The sequence below is a fragment of the Kordia sp. SMS9 genome (assembly GCF_003352465.1).
Lineage (GTDB): Bacteria > Bacteroidota > Bacteroidia > Flavobacteriales > Flavobacteriaceae > Kordia.
Genome location: NZ_CP031153.1, coordinates 3,620,001 through 3,640,785, shown reverse-complemented (window position 1 = coordinate 3,640,785; position 20,785 = coordinate 3,620,001). Strand labels below are relative to the sequence as shown.

The window sequence follows — 20,785 nt, the reverse complement described above, 5'->3', positions numbered from 1 at the left end:
TTTTATTTGTAATCAAACTTCCACTCTATGCAAGCTCCAAACGGAATTTTATATTTGATTCCTACAACTTTAGGCGATAATGAACCTTTAGAAGTATTGCCTTTATCTGTAAAAAAAGTCATTGAAGCAACCAATCATTTCATTGTTGAGAATGAAAAATCGGCACGTCGCTTCATTAAAAAAATTACTCCAAAAAAAGTACAACCACTTTTAGAATTGTATGTGTTGAATAAATACACACAAGATCAAGAGTTGCCTGCGTTTTTAGAAGCCATTCATCAAGGAAAAAATGTAGGATTACTTTCAGAAGCGGGTTGTCCTGGTGTTGCCGATCCAGGTTCAGAGATCGTAAAAATAGCACATGAACGAGGAATTCGTGTGGTTCCATTGGTAGGTCCATCTTCCATATTAATGGCAATGATGGCTTCGGGCATGAACGGACAAAACTTTGCGTTTAATGGCTATTTACCGATTGACAAAGACGAACGCAAACGCGCCATCAAACAATTGGAAAAACGTGCAAAAGATTTAGATCAATCACAAGCGTTTATTGAAACGCCCTACCGAAATGACAAACTCATGGCAGATTTGACATCCACGCTTTCAGGAAATACCCGTTTGTGCGTTGCTTGTGACATTACTTTAGCTACAGAATACATCAAAACATTGACAATTAACGAATGGAAAAAAACATCCGTAAGTTTACATAAAAGGCCTACGATGTTTGTGATTGATAAATAGAATTTCGCTATTAGATGTTAGATCGCTGTTAGATATTAGACCGCTCCGCTGTTAGATGCTAGAACGCTTTGCTTTTAGACTGCGCTACGCGCTTTTAGACTTGTTCTTGCTAAAGCTGAAACTTCTTAGACTGCTGCGCTGTTAGACACTAATAGCTTGAATATACATTGCATGCGCTAATCTTAACCAACACCTAAAACCCAAAATTACAGCGACCTAAAACCAAAAAAACCTCAGCATGTTTCCACACTGAGGTTTTTCATATAATGTTAACCAATTTGAGTTGTTACACTCTTGCTTTTGCTTTTTTGTCGGCTTTGATCGATGAAACATCATATCCAGCAAATCGCTTCATATAATATTTTACCGTCGTTCCATACGCGTCAGAAAAACCTTGTCTTCCTCCGCTTCTCAAGTACTTCTTTACGCTTCCTGGGCCAGCTAAGTGTGCCGCAGCCAAAATTCCTGACTCGGTCACTACTACACCGTTGATTCGCTTCCCAACGGAGCGTTGAATGTCTTTTCTAAGAATCCACTTATTTCTTGAGGCATTTGCTTCAAAGGCTTTCTCTTGTAATTTTGGATTTTTTAAGAATGCTTGCGGATTATAAATGCCGATCATTTCTAATGTTCCTTTTCCAAATTGATACTTTCCGAGATAACCTAAGGTATTTACCACAAAGTAATTTCCCTGAGATTCTTTAAATCCTACTGCTTCTTTGAAGCCCAAATAACTTTGTCCTGTAAATGGAATTGGCGCTTTCCCGAAGTAGTTGTCATCTATGGGGTTTACTGTAAACAGTTCAGATGACGTATTTTTTTTATTATTTTTAAGAACGTTGGCTTCTTTTTTTGAAGTGAAACCTAAACTTACAAATGTCAAAACAGCTACTAAAATTGAAAATTTTATTGCTTTTTTTACCATAAAAATTGATTTCTTCAAGACTGACTAATTCGAGAATTAAGCTTGAAATTTCAGCGTGCAAATATACGACACATTTTTTAAAAACCAAATATTTTTGTTAAAAGCGTGTTAAAAGTAGCTGTAATGAAACTTCATTTTTCCTAAACTATTGATTTCCAATGTTGGAGCAGGAATTTTAATAAAGTTAATCACGCTAAAAATACTCTTTAGAAACTTCGATTTTGTCTCAATTTTTGTCAAATCGACATCAAGACTCAGATAAAACTGCCGAAAACGTTTTAGTTGTGGTAAAATTTCGCGTTGTGTTTCTGGAGTTCCAGCCACCAATCCTTCGGCACCATAGCCAAAAGCGACGTTGAGCCATTTTGGTATTTTAGATTGTTTAAAGAATGAATGCACGTTCGCACTCAACCAATAAGTTTGTCCGTTGTAATCTTTTAAGCTTTCTTCTAAAAATCCGCTTCCAAGCTTATTTGGGCGTACTTCGGCAAAGCGTGTGCGATGAAAAGAGTATTTTAATTTGATGCGTTGTTCGTTCCATAATAATTCTTGCCCAACGAATAAGCCTGTTCCAAGTCCGTTAGCGAGCACATCTCCCCAAGAAGCTCCCCATTCTGCTGAAAAGCCATCCATGACTTCTACGGCAGTTAAAAAGCTAAATCCGAGTGTAGCACCATAAATGAGCTGATTTTTTTTGGAAACGCCTGCCCAGTCCAAGACATCTGCACCAATATTGCCAATGTAATATGACGCAAATACATGCCCGGCTTTGTCCATTTGCAGCCATTCGTTGTTATCATTGATGAATTGAAAGGAAGATCGCGGGAAATCGGCATACCAAATTCTGTCCAAACCAATCAAGGTTGCTGTGGCGAGTGAAGCTTCTGTAATGGCTACAAAATTGCGTCGCGGTTTGTGTAAGGTATCAGATGCTTTGAAAAAATCGGGTGGCGTGAGTTGTGCAGAAACCACATTTACAAAACAGAGCATAAAAAGGATTTTGGGGAATATTTTCATTTACTCGTTTGCTTTTTTCTTGTCGAACCTATTATAAATGGTGTCTCTAAACGCTTCCGCAGAAGTGTTCCAAGGCACCATATATGTATTTGAGTCATAAATATATTGCAATTCTGAAAGCTTAAATCCTTTGCTTACGGGATATATTGTATCAACAATAACATTATATACTTCCGTTTCAGTGGCTTCAATTTCAGCAGATATGATTCTCGCTATTTTTTTTATCGGAGTAATTTCCTTTGCAGAAGGTAATGTAACCGCAACAAATTCACTTTTTCCTAATAACGTCTTTACTATATCATTGCTATTCATTCCTTTTTGGATGACATACTTTCCTCCTTTTACGCGTTTTGTATATCCAAGTTTTTTGGCTAAGGTTTCAAAAGCATTCATATCGTTGAGCAAAGGCAAAATTTCCTCTTTTACATCCTTAAAATCTGCGCCAGTCGGAATATAAAGATAGGCTTCTTCATTATTAAAAGCTGTAATAGGTTTAAAGATGGTTTGCGAGATGGAATACATAAAGTAACAACCTCCCAAAATTCCCAACATTAAAATTCCAATGAGTATTTTTCGAATGTACATTAGCTCAGTTTTTGGTACAAGAGTTCATTTTTATACGCGCCATTGACATAATTCCAGTCTTTTTTTACACCAATTTTTTGAAAACCTATACTTTCAAAGAGATGAATGCTGGCTTCGTTTTCTTCCCCAATGTTTGCGAAAAGCTGATGTACTTGTAAGTGTTTGAATGCGTATTTACACACCATTTCCAGCGCTTCTTTTCCGTATCCTTTGTGTCTGAATTCGTTTTTCGCGATAAGCAAACCGACACCTACACGTTTGTTTTTTGGATCAAATTCAAACAAATCAATCAAGCCAATGCTTTCTTTTTTATTGCTCACCATGACCAAGCGCAGTTGTTTGGCTTCGTAAATATCTTGGTGTGCATTTTCTAGATATTGTTTGATTAAAAATCTAGAATATGGTGTTTGTGTCGCACTAATTTCCCAGATAGATTCATCATTTTCTATGTCGTAGATAAAATCTAAATCTTCGGGTTCTAGTGCGCGTAAGTATAGTTTTTCGCCTGTAAGTGTTAGCATGTTATTTCTCCTTTAAATACTTGAGTTGCTTTTCCTTTGAGGAAGATGTTTGTATAGGTTTTGGCGTCGCGCTCAAAAGATACTTGTAAATGTCCACCTTCTACTTGCAATGTGACTTCGTTCGCCTTGGTTTCTTGCAAGTGATGCATTGCCAGTGCGACTGCTGTAACGCCAGTTCCACACGAAAGTGTTTCGTCTTCCACGCCTCTTTCATAGGTTCGCACTCTGAATTCAGTATCCGAAAGCTTTTTTACAAAGTTTACGTTGGCTCCTTCTTCAAAATATGGCGCACCATACCGAATCGCTGCTCCTTCTCTTTTGATGTCAAGTTGACTTATATTTTCTGAAAAAGTGACATGATGTGGTGAACCTGTATTTAAAAATACATGCGTTTCATGATCTTCAATTGTGGAAACATCTTGCATTTGCAAATGCACTTCCTCACCTTCAATTGTTGCGTAATGTTTCCCATCTATGGCAATAAAAGTAGTTTCGTCTTTAATAACTCCGAGAAAATTCGCGAAAGCTACCATACATCTGCCACCATTTCCACACATCGTACTTTCATTTCCATCAGAGTTGTAATACACCATTTTAAAATCGTACACATCGTCATTTTCTAAAAGAATCAAACCGTCCGCTCCAATGCCAAATTTTCGGTCGCACAAAAAGTGAACGAGTTTGGTATCATTTTTGGAAAATACTTGCTGTCGATTGTCAATGAGCACAAAATCGTTGCCTGTTCCTTGGTATTTGTAAAAAGAGAGTATCATTTATTCTATTTGCTATCGACAAAAGTACAAATAAAGTATTGATTTAACTACGTTGTTAAAGTGTCGTTAAAGTTAAAATCTGACTACAATAAATATGTAATTTTAAGTGTTAAAAAACGACAAACAATAGCGTCATAATCATAAAAAGTTAATAAAAACAAAAATAAATATGAAAAAATTTGCAAGTTTACTTTTCGTTTCTGTTTTAGCAGGCATTATCAGTATCGGAGCTTATAAATTGTTTTCAGAATCCCCTGAAAAAGTTGAACAAGCTTCAGTTTTTGAGAAATCATCGTACATTCCTACGAACTTCATTAACAATCCAACAAAGAGTAGCACAACAGATGCAGCCACTTCTGGAATTGATTTTACTGTAGCTGCCGAAAAGACCGTAAATGCGGTGGTACACGTTAAAAATAAAATTACAACCGTTGGTCCAAGAAGTATTTGGGATTTGTACAACGGAAAATCAAGACAACAAACACAAATTGGCACAGGTTCTGGTGTTATTATTACGCCTGACGGACATATTGTGACCAACAATCACGTGATTAAAGGTTCAAACGAAATTCAAGTCACGCTGAACAATAATAAAAATTATATAGCAACATTAATCGGCTCAGATCCAAAAATGGATATTGCTTTGTTAAAGATTGAAGCCGATGAAGAATTGCCGTATATTTCTTTTGGAGATTCGGACAATGCGAAGATTGGCGAATGGGTTTTGGCGGTTGGAAACCCTTTTAATCTGACATCTACCGTTACTGCGGGAATTATCAGTGCCAAAGGAAGAGACTTAAACGAAGGCGATAACTTGAGTCAATCATTTATACAAACAGACGCTGCGGTAAATCCAGGAAATTCTGGTGGTGCGTTGGTGAATACGAATGGCGAATTGATTGGAATTAACACAGCAATCACTTCACAAACAGGTTCTTATATTGGATATTCGTTTGCCGTACCAAGCAATATTGCGCAAAAAATTGTTACCGATTTATTAGAATATGGTGATGTTCAGAAAGGATTGTTGGGCGTTTCTGGGAGTTCATTAAATTCAATGATTGCTGAAAAGTTAGAAACTGAGGAAACGGAAGGTTTTTATGTTGGAAAAGTTTTTGCGGAATCTGGTGCAGCTGAAGCTGGAATTCAAGAAGGTGATATTATCAAAAAACTAGGCGAAATAAAAATCTCCAATTTTGCAGATTTATCAGGCTATTTAAGTTCCAAACGTCCAGGAGATATTGTCAATGTCACAGTATTACGTAATGAAGATTATAAAATTTTCCCGGTAGAATTAAAGAAAAAAGAAGTTCCTACTTCGATAAATTTTAAAGATATGCAACTGGAAGATTTAAATCCAGAAGTTGCTTCTAAATATAATTTGGAATATGGTTTGGAAGTAACGGACGGCACTAATGAATTGTACAAAAAATCTGGAATTACTTCTGGTTATATTTTACTGAAAGTGAATGGAATGAAAGTGACATCTGCGGAAGCTTTACAAAACTTCATTGAAACGTATGGTGAAGATCAAGTACAAACTATGACGTTAATCAATACGGAAGGACAAATCGAGCGTTTTATCTATAATAGATAAAAAAGTGCCATTTATATATGTTGAAAAAGCGAGACACTTATAACGTGCCTCGCTTTTTTTATGATTATTTTTAAAATCAATTTAAAAATCTTCATAACGTCTTAATTGATTTTTGAGCGTTGTGACTTCATTTTGTAAGTACTCTATTCGTTTTAATAAATTGTAAATAACATCTACGCCTTCTAAATTTATGTTTAATTCAAAATGCAAACGCATGATCTTTTCCAAATGGCTTATTTGAGTGGTTTTGATGTAATGTGTATCGTTTGAAACTATAATTTCGACCAATTCATACTCCTGCAAAGCATTGATAAAAGAAGATGGAATATTATAATGTATGCAAAATTGCTGAATTGATATTAAATCTTTTCTTTCCATAATTACCTTAGATTTTGCAATTCTTTAATAAGTTCTTTTTCTTTTTCAGATAAATTCGTTGGAATTTGTAGTTGATATGTGATGTATAAATCACCAAATTGTCCTTCTTTTTTATATTTTGGAAAGCCTTTTCCTTTTAGTTTTACCTTTGTCAAATTCTGAGTTTCAGGCTTAACAGTGAGCTTTACTTTACCATCAAAAGTGTCTGCCATTAGCTCACCTCCCAACATTGCTTTGTACACATCTAAATTGACAGTAGTATATAAATTTTCTTTGTCTCGCTTAAATTTAGTATTGTTTATTATGGAAAACTGAATAAATAAATCGCCATTTGGTCCTCCATTAATTCCTTGTCCTCCATGCCCTTTTATTTTTATAATTTGTCCATTTTCAACTCCTGCAGGAATGGTAATTCTAATATTTTTAGTATTTACCGTTAGCGTTCTTTTGTGTGAAGTATATACTTCTTTTAAATCGAGTTGTAATTCGGCATTGTAGTCATGTCCTTTAAATTTAACTTCTCTATGTCTGGTAGAACCACCACTAAACATGCTTCCAAAAATATCTGAAAAATCTTGTTCAGAATAACCGCCAGATCTAGCTTGTGCCCTACGTTGGTATTCTTGATTTTGTTTTGCTTGCTCATACGCTTCCGCATTTTGCCAATGTTCTCCGTACGCATCATACTTTTTACGATTTTCTGCATTGCTCAATACTTCGTGGGCTTCATTAATTTCTTTAAATTTATGTTCAGCCGTTTTATCATTTGGGTTTACATCTGGATGATACTTACGTGCAAGTTTACGATAGGCTTTTTTAATATCCTGCTCGGAAGCCGTTTTGGAAATACCCAATACTTTATAATAATCTATAAATGCCATGACACTTTTTTGTACATTTTATAATCCTGTCCAATTGATTGTTTTATCACTATAAATAGCAATATGACAATTTCATTACTTTTTATTAAATGTACTGCGAATAGTATAAGTTTGAAATGATGAATATCAGTTTTACAAAGAATAGAATCATTTACTTAATTAACGTCAGTTCGATATAAAATTTTTAATCGTAACACTCTCTTTTCCGCAGTATAGCAGGAATTTTTCGTTAAAAATTTTTGAAGCCTTGGAAATCGAAGATTGGCTTCACCGAATTCAGATTTGGCAAGCAAATGATTCATTTCATGAACTCCTTAAAAGAAAATAGAGAATTGTGAACTAAAAAAATTAGAAAAATTCATGCGGTTTTAGTTTTCCCAAAAAGAAAAACTAAAAATACCTCTAGAAATGCTGTTGAATCACAGAAACAATATCATTCTTTTGAAGCACGCCAGATTGTCGCCACAATTGCTTACCATTTTTAAAAAGCAACATTGTGGGCACACCTCTAACTTGATATTTTGCTGCTAATGGCTGATTTTTATCCACATCAATCTTTATCACCTTAACAGCATCTCCTAACTCTTCTTTTACTTGTTTTAAAATGGGAGCTAACATTTTACACGGACCACACCAGTCAGCAAAAAAATCAACTAAAACGGGTACTTCAGAATCTATGATATCATTAAAATTACGCTTCATTTTATTTAATGTCTATTGTTAAGATTTCAAATATAAATCATTCAGCAGTAACAATTAATGATATTAATCAGCATTACTTTCAAGAAACAAATAGTATCATCTTTAAAAACGTTTTGAGTGAATCAAAAAAACTCTTTTATTTATTTACGAAAACGTTTGAAATTGTATACTTTTGCGCAAAATTGTAAACACAACTACACAAACGTAAGACTATGAGTTTTAATGAAATTTACGAAAAGGAACTCACTTTTCAAGCAGATAGACGTCGTGCTACTGTTGAATTTATTAAGAATGTAAGCGATTTATGGTACGATAAATCTATTGAATTGGTTCTTTTTAGAAATCAACTGATTGACCGAAATGTTAGTGAAATTTTGAATCTTCATGAATATGCAGGTCAATTTGTACAAAAACCGATCTCAATTTTTGATACGGTAGAAATTGCACAAGCCATTGCTAAGATTGATTTGCCGCCATCTAAAATTGATATCGGGAAATTAACCTACGAATATCATTTAGAAGACAATCAGTATGCAAACGCAACTTCGTTTGTGGTTGACAAGTTAAGCGACGCTAAAAAATCGAATGGAATTACACCGAAAGATGTAGTTTTATATGGTTTTGGACGTATCGGTCGTTTATTAGCTAGAGAACTTATGACGCGTACTGGACGTGGAAATCAATTACGCTTGCGCGCGATTGTAACTCGCGGAAATGTAGACAAAACGGTTTTAGAAAAAAGAGCTTCGTTATTACGCAACGATTCTGTACATGGAGATTTCCCAGGAACGGTTGGAGTTGACGTTAAAAATTCTGCCTTAATCATTAATGGAACTACAGTTCATGTAATTTCGGCAAATGCTCCAGAAGATATTGATTATACCGATTACGGAATCAACAGTGCGCTTATTATTGACAATACTGGCGCGTTTAGAGATAAAGAAGCCTTATCAAGACATTTAGTACCAAATGGTGCCGATAAAGTATTGTTAACAGCTCCAGGAAAAGGTGTTCCTAATATTGTACACGGTGTAAATCACGCGGAACATAATCCAGATGAAGTGGATATTTGGTCTGCCGCTTCCTGTACAACCAATGCCATTACGCCCGTTTTAAAAGTCATTGAAGATTCTTTTGGATTGCGTCACGGACACTTAGAAACGATTCACGCCTATACCAACGATCAAAACTTGGTAGACAATATGCACAAAAAATACCGTCGTGGTAGAGCAGCCGCTTTAAACATGGTCATTACTGAAACTGGTGCTGGAAAAGCCGTTTCAAAAGCATTGCCATCGTTGGAAGGAAAATTAACGTCAAACGCAATTCGTGTTCCCGTACCAAACGGTTCGTTGGCAATTTTGAACTTAGAAGTTGAAAATGCTACTTCAAAAGATGGTGTCAACACAATTATGAAAAAATATGCATTGGAAGGCGATTTGGTAGAACAAATTAAATACGAGTTGAACGACGAATTGGTGTCTTCAGATATTGTAGGTTCTTCAGCGCCATCCATATTTGATAGCAAAGCAACGATTGTTCGTGAAGACGGAAAAAACATCATTTTGTATGTTTGGTATGATAATGAATACGGATATTCGCATCAAGTGATTCGATTGGCAAAATACATTTCAAAAGTAAGACGCTTTACGTATTACTAAGAAATTGATACGTATAGGATACAGAAAGAGTCTCAAAAACGAGGCTCTTTTTTTATTTAAAAATTCACACAATAAATAAAAATATCTTCGTTTATTTGTCAACGCTTATTTTAAACATGAAAAGAAGATGAAAGTGAAACACCTATTCCCAGCATTCATACTATGTTTCTCGCTATTTGCAAATGCGCAAAATGTAGCTAAAAACGCTAATTTACCACTAAAAGAAGGACCAATAGACGAACAATTTGAGTTCATTCTTAAAAATTCTAATAAATATAAAAACTACAAAGTTGTAAAGCGCGATTGGATTGAGAAGTTACAAAAGAATGTTGCAGATTCCATCAACGCCATTCAGAAAGACTTATCTACGGAAGTGGAAAAAGTAGCGACACAACAAATAGAGATTGAAAAATTAAAAACAGATTTGGCGACGGTAAATCAAAAAATTGAAGACCTTTATACGGAAAAAGACAGCATTTCATTGCTTGGTTTGCAATTGAGCAAAGGCAATTATCAAACCCTTATGTGGGGAATTATTGGCGTATTGGCAATTTTATGGTTATTTTTTACGTACCGATTCAAAGCGAGCAACACAATCACCAAAGAAGCTAAGGCAAAATTAGCAGAAACAGAACACGAATTCGAAGAACATAGAAAACGTGCGTTGGAACGTGAACAACAAGTGCGTAGAAAATTGCAAGACGAAATCAACAAGAACAAAAATAATACTGCCAAATAATGCGTATTGATATCATTTCCGTAGTTCCTGACTTATTAAGAAGTCCGTTTGAAGCTTCCATCTTAAAAAGAGCGATTGACAAAGGTATTGTGGAAATACATCTGCACAATTTGCGCGATTATGCAACCGATAACTACAAGTCTATTGACGATTATCAGTTTGGTGGCGGCGCAGGTATGGTGATGATGGTTGGTCCAATTGATCGTTGTTTGACCGATTTAAAATCGCAACGTGACTATGACGAAGTTATTTATATGACGCCTGATGGCAACATCCTAAATCAAGGAATTGCCAACGAACTTTCGCTCAAAGGAAACATCATTATTTTGTGCGGACATTATAAAGGTGTGGATCAGCGTGTGCGCGATCATTTTATTACTAGAGAAATTTCTATTGGTGATTATGTCCTATCGGGAGGAGAATTGGGCGCGGCTGTTTTGTGTGATGCTATCATTCGATTGATTCCTGGTGTATTAGGAAATGAAACCTCTGCCCTAACCGATTCGTTTCAAGACAATTTACTAGCGCCACCTGTATACACGCGACCAGCAACATACAATGATTGGGAAGTGCCTGAAATTTTATTATCTGGAAACTTTCCAAAAATAGAAGCTTGGCGCGAAGAACAAGCGTACGAACGTACCAAGAAATTACGACCGGATTTGTTGGAGGATTAATTAGGTGTTGGGTTAGCTTTTAGCTTTTAAAAATATCATTCTCTTTCAAAATTTATAGTTTAAACCATAAACATTCAAAAAAAATACTTATTTTTGCACTCAATTTTGGATCAACCTCTGGCGATAGACGTGAATGTTGGTTTAAATTAATATTTATAAAAAGTTTAAAATGGAAGCTTTAATTAAATTTGTACAAGACGAATTTGTTACAACAAAAGATTTTCCTGAATTTGCAGCAGGAGACACTATTACAGTTTATTATGAAATCCGTGAAGGTGAAAAAACACGTACTCAGTTTTTTAGAGGCGTTGTAATTCAACGTAGAGGTTCAGGTTCAACGGAAACTTTTACTATCAGAAAAATGTCTGGAACAGTAGGTGTAGAACGTATTTTCCCAGTTAATTTGCCAGCACTTCAACGTATTGAAGTAAACAAAAGAGGTAAAGTTCGTAGAGCACGTATCTTCTACTTTAGAGGTCTTACTGGTAAGAAAGCTAGAATTAAAGAGAGAAGATTTAAATAAAATTTTTCAAAATACACACATAAAAAGTCCTGCAAATTTGCGGGACTTTTTTCGTTATAAACAATTGTTCATAACTTAGGTTCATATCTTGTTGATTTCTAATTTGTTATATTTCTTGCTTTTTAAAAAACTTATACTACATTTATATCAGAATAAACAAAAAAAGGTGCAAATCGTTTTTTGTACATTCTACAAGAACGTTCTAAACAGTTGTTATTTTAATAAGTTTTCTGGCAGTGATTTTTTGGGTACAGAAGATCATCAAAGAAAATGGAATTCCATTTCTAGCGTAGCTTGCTACAATAGACTCAAGGAATGACGCCGAAATTTATTGGTATTGCTAAGATGCGAATAAAGTGTTATATGAGGAAAGATTCTGCAAAGAATACGAAATCGTATAAAAGGATATATCACGAAAGTCGATATATACAAGTAGGTATATTAAAAAACAATAGAGGTAAGTTTCAATATGGGTAAAATGCCAATAACAATGAAGCTTAGTTCGAATTGAAATGGCGTATTATTTAATGAATTAGCTGAGAAATTAGTGACGCGTTTGATAACACACATTTCTAAAAAGCCATGTCAAGGTAAGCAATTACAATGATATGGCTTTTGTTTTTTTACATACGACTCATTCAGTCTTTTATACATTCTTTTCAATTACTAGTTAAAATATTCTTGTTCTCAAAGTGGATTTGTGTTATTTTTAATCCTATAAAAAACTATCAAATCATACTTTCCATAAAATTCCCCATGAAATATTTTTTCTTAACTACCATTCTTTTCTTTGTTAGCTTTCAAATCAATGCGCAAACAAACAAAGAATCTTTTCGCAATCTTACCTATTCCGCTTTGTCCGATAGTGTAAAAAAGTATCGAATGATTGATACTGTAAAGGCAGCTTCTATTTCAGACATGTATATTGAAAAAGCACGACAAGAAAGCGATATTAAAAAAGAATTGAGAGGATTGCGTATAAAAAGTAATATCTACAGAATTCATAAAAGATATGCATTGAGTCATAAAATTTCGGATAGCATGATTGTTTTGTGCAAACAGAATACGCTTTATGATGATTTAATTTCTACATACATGTACAAATCTATTACAGGTGATCTGTTGGATTTTAAAAATAGACTAGATTATTTATACCTCGCTTTAGATATTTCTATACGACACAAAAGATCATTCTATGAGTACACTATAAAAAATAGAATTGCAGGCACATTGTCTTCAACTGGAGAATCGGTAAATTCTATTATGCTGAATAAAGAATTGATACAGTATACCGATAACGACAATCTTTCTTCTGAAGAATTAGAAAAATTAAAAGCAAATCTAAATTTAAAAAAATCTTATAATGCTATTATTAAAGGGTACATAAATCTCAAAGATGTAGATTCTGCAAGTTATTACAATGAGCTACTAAAAAAACAAATTTTCAACAACACAGAAGAAAATGCTCATTTTGAGAAAGAATTTTATTTGAATGCATCTGAAATTAATTTTCTAAAAGGTGATTACGAGGCTGCAAAAGAAAGTTTCAATAAATCACTCATATATACTACGGTGAATGATAATATTGGTTTCGAATTCCGAAAATCATACTTATTAGGAAGAATTGCGTTTGAAGAAAAGAAATATGCTAAATGTGTAGAAATCATAGAAGCACATTTGGAAATTAACTCCTGTGTTACTGACAACGAAGGAATGTTTACAAAAGATAGCTATCAATATTTAGGGAAAGCGTATAAAAAGTTAGCCAATTATGAGCGAGCAACGCACTATTTTGAAAAACATATTCATTCAATTTTGGAGCTTCAACGATTGCGTGATAAGGTTATACAATCCTATAAAATTAAAGAATCTTTACAGTATCAAAAAGAGATTCAATTATTGCTAAAAAAAGAAGAAAGTCAACAAAGCAAAATAAATTACAGTATCCTGTTGAGTTGTTTGCTTCTAGTAGCTTTTCTAGTATATATTTTTTATAAACGAAAACAAAACAAACGCCGATTTGAGGTATTGCTACAAAAAATAGCGGAAGTTAACACTCCTACTATTATCAATACTCAAGAAAAAAATATAGAAAAAAGTGCGGATGTTTCGTTAAAAGCAAACACTATTGAAAAAATTTCAAAAGGGCTGCAAAAGTTAGAAGCACAAGAATATTTTTTAAATTCGGAATGTACTATTACTTCCATTGCTAAAAAACTAAAAACAAATCCCAAATATATTTCCTATGTAATAAGAATAAAACACGATAAAAATTTTAAAACCTATATAAATGATTTTAGAATTAACTATGCTTTAATTCGCCTCAAAAAAGACACAAAGTTTAGAATGTTTTCAATTGAATCTATCAGTAATGAAATCGGCTATAGAGGTTCAGACACGTTTAACAAACATTTTAAAAAAAGAACCGGTTTGCTTCCTTCTTACTATATAAAACAACTCAATAAGCCAGAAAATAAGTGATCTAGGTTTCGAAAAAACCATATAAAGATCACAAATTGCAATGATACGGCTTTTATTATGCGAAAAAACGCAACAACTTTCCATACTAGATTGTTTATCATTACCTAAATCTCACATCATTTTGTATATTTGCCTTTCGTAAAAATTACATCTATAATACCTAAATAATATCTACAAACACACATGGCAAAATCAACAAAGATTATCTACACGAAAACTGACGAAGCACCAGCATTAGCAACACATTCATTATTGCCCATAATAAAAGCATTCACAGCATCCTCAGGTATCGACATTGAAACAAAAGATATTTCTTTAGCAGGAAGAGTTTTAGCAAACTTCTCAGAATATTTAACTCCAGCACAACGCGTTTCAGATGCATTGGCTGAATTAGGAGAATTAGCAAAAAAACCAGAAGCAAACATCATCAAATTACCAAACATTAGCGCTTCTGTTCCACAATTAAAAGCCACTATTACCGAATTACAATCCAAAGGTTTCGCCATTCCTGATTATCCAGAAGAAGCTGAAACAGAAGAAGAAAAAGCAATCTTAGCCAACTATAACAAAGTAAAAGGTTCTGCCGTAAATCCTGTATTACGTGAAGGAAATTCTGATCGTAGAGCGCCAAAAGCGGTGAAAAATTACGCAAAGAAAAATCCACACAGAATGGGCGCTTGGTCTGCAGATTCTAAAACGCATGTAGCAACGATGGAAGCAGGAGATTTTCGCGCAAACGAAAAATCAGTCACGACTGAAAAAGCTACTTTAGCAAACATTGAACACACAGATACTCACGGAAATAAAACCATTTTAAAAGAAGGAATTGCATTATTAGACGGCGAAATTATTGATGCAACTCTCATGAGCAAAAAAGCATTGCTCTCATTCTTAGAAAGAGAAATTGCAGACACGAAAGACAAAGGAATCCTATTCTCGCTTCACATGAAAGCAACCATGATGAAAGTAAGCGATCCAATCATTTTTGGACATGCAGTGCGTGTATATTTTGCAGACTTATTTGAAAAATACCAAACTACGTTTGAGGAAATTGGTGTAGATGTCAACAATGGTTTTGGAAACTTACTAAACAATCTTGAAGAATTATCCGCTGAAAAGAAAGAAGAAATCGTGGGTGATATTGCTGTCGCAATGGAAAACGGTCCAGATATCGCTATGGTAAATTCTGATAAAGGCATTACCAACTTACACGTACCAAGTGATGTCATTATTGATGCTTCCATGCCAGCCATGATTCGTACTTCAGGACAAATGTGGGATGCAGACGGAAAAACGCAAGATACGAAAGCTGTCATTCCAGACAGTAGTTATGCAGCATTGTACCAAGTTACGATCGACTTTTGCAAAAAACACGGTGCGTTTGATCCTGCCACGATGGGAACAGTACCAAATGTAGGACTCATGGCACAAAAAGCCGAAGAATACGGTTCGCATGACAAAACCTTTGAAATTACTGCAGATGGAACAGTTCGTGTCGTAGATGCCGAAGGAAATACGCTTACAGAACATTCAGTAGAAACTGGAGATATCTGGAGAATGTGTCAAGTAAAAGATGCACCAATTCGCGACTGGGTAAAACTAGCTGTTAGCAGAGCAACCGCTACAGGTTGGCCAACAGTATTCTGGTTGGATGCAGAAAGAGCTCACGACGCAGAACTCATCAAAAAAGTAAATCTATACCTAAAAGATCACAATACAGAAGGATTAGAAATTCATATTCTTCCACTAGCAGAAGCAACACAATTCACACTAGAGCGTATCAAAAAAGGGGAAAATGCGATTTCGGTAACCGGAAACGTATTGCGTGATTACCTAACAGACTTATTTCCAATCTTAGAATTAGGAACGAGTGCAAAAATGTTATCAATTGTTCCATTAATGAATGGTGGCGGATTGTTTGAAACTGGCGCTGGTGGATCCGCTCCAAAACACGTGCAACAATTCAACGAAGAAGGACACTTACGTTGGGATTCCTTAGGAGAATTCTTAGCCCTAGCGGTTTCCTTAGAGCATTTAGGATCCAATTATGACAATGAAAAAGCAATCATCCTTTCGGAAACGTTGGACGATGCCACAGATAAATTCCTAGAAAACAAAAAATCGCCTTCACGCAAAGTAAACGAGCTAGACAATAGAGGAAGTCACTTCTACTTAGCACTATACTGGGCGCAAGCGTTGGCCACTCAAAACAAGGACGCCGAACTAAAGGCACACTTTGCTCCTATTGCTGCAAAATTAGCGGAAAATGAAGAAAAAATCGTCAAAGAACTCAACAATGCACAAGGTTCGCCTATGGATATTGGTGGGTATTACATGCCAAATGACGACGTAACAGCGAAAGCTATGCGACCAAGTGAAACATTTAATACAATTTTGGCATCTATCTAAAATTAATAAGCAAATACATAATACAAAAGCTTCCTATAGTAAAATTGGTATTATCCGTAAGGAGCTTTTTTTAATTTGTATCAAGCGAAACCATAGCAAATATTTTTACATTCAAAAATCAACATTTATAATTTAAAATCTCAAGGGCGTTCCCGTAAACGGTCGTGCTATCAGCAGTCGCTTTTTTGCGCTGTCATTCCTGCGCAGGCAGGAATCCCATCACAAAAAGAGCTCCAACAAAGCTTCTATCACTAACGCGAAAAAACCATTCCGTTTCTAAGCGAAATACTGTATTTTTGTAGGATGGAATTCATCAAAACAACAGAGCAAGATTCAAAGTACAATCATTTAGAAAAAATGAGCGTCTCGGAACTACTAACGAACATAAACAAGGAAGATCAAACAGTTCCGCTTGCAGTTTCAAAAGTAATTTCACAAATAGAAAATTTAGTTACTGAAATTGTTTCAAGAATGAAAAATGGCGGTCGTTTGTTCTACATTGGTGCTGGCACAAGCGGACGACTCGGAATTGTAGATGCTTCTGAATGTCCACCAACTTTCGGAGTTCCACATGAACTCGTAGTCGGACTCATCGCTGGTGGCGATACTGCCATTCGCAAAGCTGTCGAATTCGCCGAAGACGATACCCAACAAGGCTGGAAAGATCTTCAAGAACACAAAATCTCCGAAAACGATACTGTTATTGGAATTGCTGCTTCTGGCACAACTCCGTATGTCATTAGTGCCTTAAAACAATGTAACACACATAACATACTTACAGGTTGTATTACCTGTAATCACAACAGTCCATTATCAAAAGTTTCCCAACATCCTATAGAAGTCATCGTTGGCGCTGAATTCGTAACAGGAAGTTCGCGAATGAAAGCGGGAACTGCGCAGAAACTAGTGCTAAACATGATTTCTACCGCCGTAATGATTCAACTAGGAAAAGTAAAAGGGAACAAAATGGTAGACATGCAATTAAGCAATCACAAACTTGTAGAACGCGGAGTAAAAATGATTATGGCAGAATTACAAGTTTCAGTAGAAGTTGCCAAGGACCTTTTAAACAAATACAAAAACGTACGAAAAGCAATCTCAAGCTATGACAAAAAGAACAAATAAAGCAGTATTATCAAAAGGAATCAAGTTGATGTTTGGCTCGTTATTCTGCATGTTTGCTGGTCCAACAATAATACATTCTGCATTCAAAAATCAAGAACATCCACTCTACATTCCTGTACTCATAGTGGGATTACTAATTGCGGCGACTGCCATATTTTTAGCGTTTAAAGGCTTAAAAAAAATAATGGATTCCATGTTCAACTGATCTTACAAAGTTTCAATCCAATATTACAATCTAACAAATCATACTTCACTTCCAGATAAAAAAAACCGCCTCAAGCTATGAGACAGTTTCTTCTTTATATTTTCATACAAAAACGAAAAATTATTTATCGTCAACAATAAAAGGTGTTTTTCCATTCGTAATAATCACTTTAGCATTTGGTGATTTACTGAGCTTTTCAAAAGCTTCAATCGCTCGTAAGCGCAAAATTAATTCGTTTAAACCTTTATTTAACTCTTGATTTGCCTTAGCTTTTCCTTCTGCTTCCACAATATTAGCTTGTGCTATACCTTTTGCTTCAATAAGTTTACGTTCATTTTCTAAACGTTCTCTTTCTAAAACAAATTTCATTTGTTGTGCACGTTGCTCTGCCGTAAGTTTTTGTTCAATTGCTGCAGATAAAGACTCTGGAAGTACAATACGCTTCATCAACACTTGCTCAATCACAATTCCTTTTTTATCTAAAGTCCCATTAATCATATTCTTAACTTCTTCTTCAATAGAAGCTCGGTTTCCTGTATGCATATCTTTTGCCATAAACCTTGCACTTACATCTGCTAATGCAGAACGAAATACAGGAGCTATTAATTCCTGTTCATAATTCATTCCTACATTTTCAAGTAAATCCTTTACCTCACTCGATTTTACACGATATAAAATTGACATTTCAGAACCAATCGTTAACCCTTCTTTTGATGGGATGTCTAAATTAATCTTAAAATTAACAATACGAGTTGGCACTTTTATATAAGTCGTCACTAAAGGATTATAAATCCTAGCTGTTTGACTTATGGGTTCTCCAATCAATTTTCCCTGCCGACGTTTCACAGCGACTTCGTCTTGACGCACTACAACACATGAACTAAAAAGAAATAGAAAAACCAATACATAATAAAATACTTTCATAACCTTAATTTTTTATTACAAAATTAACTCTTCGTGTTATTTCTAAATATATGTTTAAATTTTAATTAACTAATATAATCGCTTTTTAATATGTTTTTAACAAAAAAAGTGAACTATTACATCATATCTATGTTTGGGTTCCTTTTGAGAAATTATACCAATTCTACTATAAAATGCGATGTATAGAATTAAGATTAATGATTAGTTGCAGATGATAGTAAAATTGGTATAACTATACTAATTCAGTATAAAAATAAGACCAGCTTTAAGAAGCTCACACTAATAGTTAGCAAGACTAACCTCAAAGGAAACACCTTCTTTTACAATTTTCGGTGAAGATTTTGGATATAAAAAAAACCCTTATTCTATTTCTAGGATAAGGGTTTTTAAAAAAAGGCGGCGACATACTCTCCCACATTTCTGCAGTACCATCTGCGCTAATGGGCTTAACTTCTCTGTTCGGAATGGTAAGAGGTGAGCCCCATTGCTATAACCACCTTAAACTTTTAATAGTATTGAGATTTGAGTTGTTAGTATTGAGGTAAATTAGACTTTTTTATCTAATTTCTCACTACTAACCTCTCACTACTATTTAATAAGGTAACATATTGAGATAAATTTGAGTTTTTTTGAGTTTTTATACGAAAAATAATAAGAAGCCAGTACATAAGCCTACGGGTAATTAGTACTACTCGGCTATGACATTACTGCCTTTACACCTGTAGCCTATCAACGTGGTCATCTCCCACGACCCTTTAAAGAAATCTCATCTTGTGGTGGGTTTCGCGCTTATATGCTTTCAGCGCTTATCCCTTCCCAACGTAGCTACTCTGCAATGCTCCTGGCGGAACAACAGATACACCAGAGGTTAGTCCAACTCGGTCCTCTCGTACTAGAGTCAGATCCACGCAAATTTCTAACGCCTACACCGGATATGGACCGAACTGTCTCACGACGTTCTGAACCCAGCTCGCGTACCGCTTTCATGGGCGAACAGCCCAACCCTTGGGACGTACTACCGCCCCAGGATGCGATGAGCCGACATCGAGGTGCCAAACCTCCCCGTCGATGTGAACTCTTGGGGGAGATCAGCCTGTTATCCCTAGAGTAACTTTTATCCGTTGAGCGATGGCCCTTCCATGCGGAACCACCGGATCACTATGCTCTTGTTTCCAACCTGATCGAGCTGTATCTCTCTCAGTCAAGCACCCTTATGCCATTGCACTCTACGCACGGTTACCAAGCGTGCTGAGGGTACCTTTAGAAGCCTCCGTTACTCTTTTGGAGGCGACCACCCCAGTCAAACTACCCACCACGCACTGTTCCTCTCGCGAGGTTAGGCTTCAGATAAGCAAAGGGTGGTATTTCAACAACGACTCACACATGCCTGGCGACACATGATCGAAGTCTCCCACCTATCCTACACATTACTTATCCAAAGTCAATACGAAGCTATAGTAAAGGTTCACGGGGTCTTTTCGTCCCGCTGCGGGTAATCGGCATCTTCACCGATACTACAATTTCACCGAGCTCATGGCTGAGACAGTATCCAAATCATTACGCCTTTCGTGCGGGTCGGAACTTACCCGACAAGGAATTTCGCTACCTTAGGACCGTTATAGTTACGGCCGCCGTTCACCAGGGCTTCAATTCAGATCTTCGCCGAAGCTAAACCCTCCTCTTAACCTTCCAGCACCGGGCAGGTGTCAGGCCTTATACATCATCTTTCGATTTAGCAAAGCCCTATGTTTTTGATAAACAGTCGCCTGGACCTTTTCACTGCGGCCCATCCGAAGATGGGCGACCTTTCTCCCGAAGTTACAGGTCGATTTTGCCTAGTTCCTTAGCCATGAATCTCTCGAGCACCTTAGAATTCTCATCCCAACTACCTGTGTCGGTTTACGGTACGGGCTGCTTCACT

General features: G+C 35.7%; 19 protein-coding genes and 2 rRNA genes (1 of these 21 running past the window's edge). 10 read left to right on the top strand and 11 right to left on the bottom strand.

What is annotated here, in order from left to right; all coding sequences use genetic code 11:
* Positions 1 to 27: 27 nt before the first annotated feature.
* Complete coding sequence (locus KORDIASMS9_RS15360) at positions 28 to 741, top strand: SAM-dependent methyltransferase (RefSeq protein WP_114903690.1); 714 nt, start codon at positions 28 to 30, stop codon at positions 739 to 741.
* A gap of 286 nt (positions 742 to 1,027) precedes the next feature.
* Here the strand turns inward: KORDIASMS9_RS15360 and KORDIASMS9_RS15355 are convergent, their stop codons facing one another.
* The 5 genes from KORDIASMS9_RS15355 to dapF all read right to left on the bottom strand — a co-directional run bounded on the left by KORDIASMS9_RS15355 (position 1,028) and on the right by dapF (position 4,562).
* Entirely contained in the window at positions 1,028 to 1,666 is a 639-nt protein-coding gene (locus KORDIASMS9_RS15355) for a hypothetical protein (protein WP_114903689.1), read from the bottom strand.
* Between the two features lie 108 nt (positions 1,667 to 1,774).
* Positions 1,775 to 2,683, bottom strand: a complete 909-nt coding sequence (locus KORDIASMS9_RS15350) for a DUF2279 domain-containing protein (protein ID WP_114903688.1) — start codon at positions 2,681 to 2,683, stop codon at positions 1,775 to 1,777.
* Complete coding sequence (locus tag KORDIASMS9_RS15345) at positions 2,684 to 3,268, bottom strand: endolytic transglycosylase MltG (RefSeq protein WP_114903687.1); 585 nt, start codon at positions 3,266 to 3,268, stop codon at positions 2,684 to 2,686.
* Complete coding sequence (locus tag KORDIASMS9_RS15340) at positions 3,268 to 3,789, bottom strand: GNAT family N-acetyltransferase (protein WP_114903686.1); 522 nt, start codon at positions 3,787 to 3,789, stop codon at positions 3,268 to 3,270. The genes KORDIASMS9_RS15345 and KORDIASMS9_RS15340 overlap by 1 nt, the downstream gene beginning before the upstream one ends.
* A complete protein-coding gene (gene dapF / locus KORDIASMS9_RS15335) occupies positions 3,783 to 4,562 on the bottom strand; it encodes a diaminopimelate epimerase (RefSeq protein WP_114903685.1) in 780 nt (259 codons plus the stop codon). Before dapF ends, KORDIASMS9_RS15340 begins: the two co-directional genes overlap by 7 nt.
* A gap of 169 nt (positions 4,563 to 4,731) precedes the next feature.
* Between dapF and KORDIASMS9_RS15330 the strand changes: the two genes are divergently transcribed.
* Entirely contained in the window at positions 4,732 to 6,159 is a 1,428-nt protein-coding gene (locus KORDIASMS9_RS15330; RefSeq protein ID WP_114903684.1) for a trypsin-like peptidase domain-containing protein, read from the top strand.
* Positions 6,160 to 6,240: 81 nt separating this feature from the next.
* Here the strand turns inward: KORDIASMS9_RS15330 and KORDIASMS9_RS15325 are convergent, their stop codons facing one another.
* The 3 genes from KORDIASMS9_RS15325 to trxA all read right to left on the bottom strand — a co-directional run bounded on the left by KORDIASMS9_RS15325 (position 6,241) and on the right by trxA (position 8,120).
* The gene (locus KORDIASMS9_RS15325; RefSeq protein WP_114903683.1) at positions 6,241 to 6,537 is read right to left on the bottom strand and encodes a chaperone modulator CbpM; all 297 of its coding nucleotides are present in this window, start codon (positions 6,535 to 6,537) and stop codon (positions 6,241 to 6,243) included.
* 2 nt (positions 6,538 to 6,539) lie between these two features.
* Complete coding sequence (locus tag KORDIASMS9_RS15320; protein ID WP_114903682.1) at positions 6,540 to 7,418, bottom strand: DnaJ C-terminal domain-containing protein; 879 nt, start codon at positions 7,416 to 7,418, stop codon at positions 6,540 to 6,542.
* 402 nt (positions 7,419 to 7,820) lie between these two features.
* Positions 7,821 to 8,120 carry a thioredoxin gene (trxA, locus tag KORDIASMS9_RS15315; protein ID WP_114903681.1) on the bottom strand — a complete coding sequence of 100 codons (300 nt, stop codon included), beginning with the start codon at positions 8,118 to 8,120 and terminating at the stop codon, positions 7,821 to 7,823.
* Positions 8,121 to 8,332: 212 nt separating this feature from the next.
* On the opposite strand from trxA, the gene KORDIASMS9_RS15305 reads away from it, so the two are divergent.
* From KORDIASMS9_RS15305 to KORDIASMS9_RS15270, 8 genes are all read left to right on the top strand, one after another.
* On the top strand, positions 8,333 to 9,781 hold the full coding sequence (locus tag KORDIASMS9_RS15305) for a glyceraldehyde-3-phosphate dehydrogenase (protein ID WP_114903679.1): 1,449 nt from the start codon (positions 8,333 to 8,335) through the stop codon (positions 9,779 to 9,781).
* 127 nt (positions 9,782 to 9,908) lie between these two features.
* On the top strand, positions 9,909 to 10,520 hold the full coding sequence (locus tag KORDIASMS9_RS15300) for a tRNA (guanine-N1)-methyltransferase (RefSeq protein ID WP_114903678.1): 612 nt from the start codon (positions 9,909 to 9,911) through the stop codon (positions 10,518 to 10,520).
* Positions 10,520 to 11,197, top strand: a complete 678-nt coding sequence (trmD, locus tag KORDIASMS9_RS15295) for a tRNA (guanosine(37)-N1)-methyltransferase TrmD (RefSeq protein WP_114903677.1) — start codon at positions 10,520 to 10,522, stop codon at positions 11,195 to 11,197. Before KORDIASMS9_RS15300 ends, trmD begins: the two co-directional genes overlap by 1 nt.
* Before the next feature lie 169 nt (positions 11,198 to 11,366).
* On the top strand, positions 11,367 to 11,720 hold the full coding sequence (rplS, locus tag KORDIASMS9_RS15290) for a 50S ribosomal protein L19 (RefSeq protein WP_114903676.1): 354 nt from the start codon (positions 11,367 to 11,369) through the stop codon (positions 11,718 to 11,720).
* Positions 11,721 to 12,476: 756 nt separating this feature from the next.
* Positions 12,477 to 14,201, top strand: coding sequence for an AraC family transcriptional regulator (locus tag KORDIASMS9_RS15285; protein WP_162819989.1), 1,725 nt, complete (start codon positions 12,477 to 12,479; stop codon positions 14,199 to 14,201).
* 183 nt (positions 14,202 to 14,384) lie between these two features.
* Positions 14,385 to 16,610 carry an NADP-dependent isocitrate dehydrogenase gene (locus tag KORDIASMS9_RS15280; protein ID WP_114903674.1) on the top strand — a complete coding sequence of 742 codons (2,226 nt, stop codon included), beginning with the start codon at positions 14,385 to 14,387 and terminating at the stop codon, positions 16,608 to 16,610.
* 303 nt (positions 16,611 to 16,913) lie between these two features.
* Positions 16,914 to 17,735 carry an N-acetylmuramic acid 6-phosphate etherase gene (gene murQ, locus KORDIASMS9_RS15275; protein ID WP_114903673.1) on the top strand — a complete coding sequence of 274 codons (822 nt, stop codon included), beginning with the start codon at positions 16,914 to 16,916 and terminating at the stop codon, positions 17,733 to 17,735.
* Positions 17,716 to 17,940 (top strand): DUF6095 family protein, encoded by a 225-nt coding sequence (locus KORDIASMS9_RS15270; protein WP_114903672.1) that lies wholly within the window; start codon positions 17,716 to 17,718, stop codon positions 17,938 to 17,940. The genes murQ and KORDIASMS9_RS15270 overlap by 20 nt, the downstream gene beginning before the upstream one ends.
* Before the next feature lie 120 nt (positions 17,941 to 18,060).
* On the opposite strand, the gene KORDIASMS9_RS15265 is transcribed toward KORDIASMS9_RS15270, so the two are convergent.
* The 3 genes from KORDIASMS9_RS15265 to KORDIASMS9_RS15255 all read right to left on the bottom strand — a co-directional run.
* Positions 18,061 to 18,864 carry a prohibitin family protein gene (locus tag KORDIASMS9_RS15265; protein ID WP_114903671.1) on the bottom strand — a complete coding sequence of 268 codons (804 nt, stop codon included), beginning with the start codon at positions 18,862 to 18,864 and terminating at the stop codon, positions 18,061 to 18,063.
* 391 nt (positions 18,865 to 19,255) lie between these two features.
* Positions 19,256 to 19,365: ribosomal RNA gene (gene rrf / locus KORDIASMS9_RS15260) — 5S ribosomal RNA — on the bottom strand.
* A 161-nt stretch (positions 19,366 to 19,526) separates the two neighbouring features.
* Positions 19,527 to 20,785, bottom strand: a 23S ribosomal RNA gene (locus tag KORDIASMS9_RS15255) (it continues 1,563 nt past the right edge of the window).

Excerpts from the sequence above, each read along its gene's own strand:
- KORDIASMS9_RS15360 (WP_114903690.1), top strand. The coding sequence starts at position 28 with ATGCAAGCTCCAAACGGAATTTTATATTTGATTCCTACAACTTTAGGC.
- KORDIASMS9_RS15355 (WP_114903689.1), bottom strand. The coding sequence starts at position 1,666 with ATGGTAAAAAAAGCAATAAAATTTTCAATTTTAGTAGCTGTTTTGACA.
- KORDIASMS9_RS15350 (WP_114903688.1), bottom strand. The coding sequence starts at position 2,683 with ATGAAAATATTCCCCAAAATCCTTTTTATGCTCTGTTTTGTAAATGTG.
- KORDIASMS9_RS15345 (WP_114903687.1), bottom strand. The coding sequence starts at position 3,268 with ATGTACATTCGAAAAATACTCATTGGAATTTTAATGTTGGGAATTTTG.
- KORDIASMS9_RS15340 (WP_114903686.1), bottom strand. The coding sequence starts at position 3,789 with ATGCTAACACTTACAGGCGAAAAACTATACTTACGCGCACTAGAACCC.
- dapF (WP_114903685.1), bottom strand. The coding sequence starts at position 4,562 with ATGATACTCTCTTTTTACAAATACCAAGGAACAGGCAACGATTTTGTG.
- KORDIASMS9_RS15330 (WP_114903684.1), top strand. The coding sequence starts at position 4,732 with ATGAAAAAATTTGCAAGTTTACTTTTCGTTTCTGTTTTAGCAGGCATT.
- KORDIASMS9_RS15325 (WP_114903683.1), bottom strand. The coding sequence starts at position 6,537 with ATGGAAAGAAAAGATTTAATATCAATTCAGCAATTTTGCATACATTAT.
- KORDIASMS9_RS15320 (WP_114903682.1), bottom strand. The coding sequence starts at position 7,418 with ATGGCATTTATAGATTATTATAAAGTATTGGGTATTTCCAAAACGGCT.
- trxA (WP_114903681.1), bottom strand. The coding sequence starts at position 8,120 with ATGAAGCGTAATTTTAATGATATCATAGATTCTGAAGTACCCGTTTTA.
- KORDIASMS9_RS15305 (WP_114903679.1), top strand. The coding sequence starts at position 8,333 with ATGAGTTTTAATGAAATTTACGAAAAGGAACTCACTTTTCAAGCAGAT.
- KORDIASMS9_RS15300 (WP_114903678.1), top strand. The coding sequence starts at position 9,909 with ATGAAAGTGAAACACCTATTCCCAGCATTCATACTATGTTTCTCGCTA.
- trmD (WP_114903677.1), top strand. The coding sequence starts at position 10,520 with ATGCGTATTGATATCATTTCCGTAGTTCCTGACTTATTAAGAAGTCCG.
- rplS (WP_114903676.1), top strand. The coding sequence starts at position 11,367 with ATGGAAGCTTTAATTAAATTTGTACAAGACGAATTTGTTACAACAAAA.
- KORDIASMS9_RS15285 (WP_162819989.1), top strand. The coding sequence starts at position 12,477 with ATGAAATATTTTTTCTTAACTACCATTCTTTTCTTTGTTAGCTTTCAA.
- KORDIASMS9_RS15280 (WP_114903674.1), top strand. The coding sequence starts at position 14,385 with ATGGCAAAATCAACAAAGATTATCTACACGAAAACTGACGAAGCACCA.
- murQ (WP_114903673.1), top strand. The coding sequence starts at position 16,914 with ATGGAATTCATCAAAACAACAGAGCAAGATTCAAAGTACAATCATTTA.
- KORDIASMS9_RS15270 (WP_114903672.1), top strand. The coding sequence starts at position 17,716 with ATGACAAAAAGAACAAATAAAGCAGTATTATCAAAAGGAATCAAGTTG.
- KORDIASMS9_RS15265 (WP_114903671.1), bottom strand. The coding sequence starts at position 18,864 with ATGAAAGTATTTTATTATGTATTGGTTTTTCTATTTCTTTTTAGTTCA.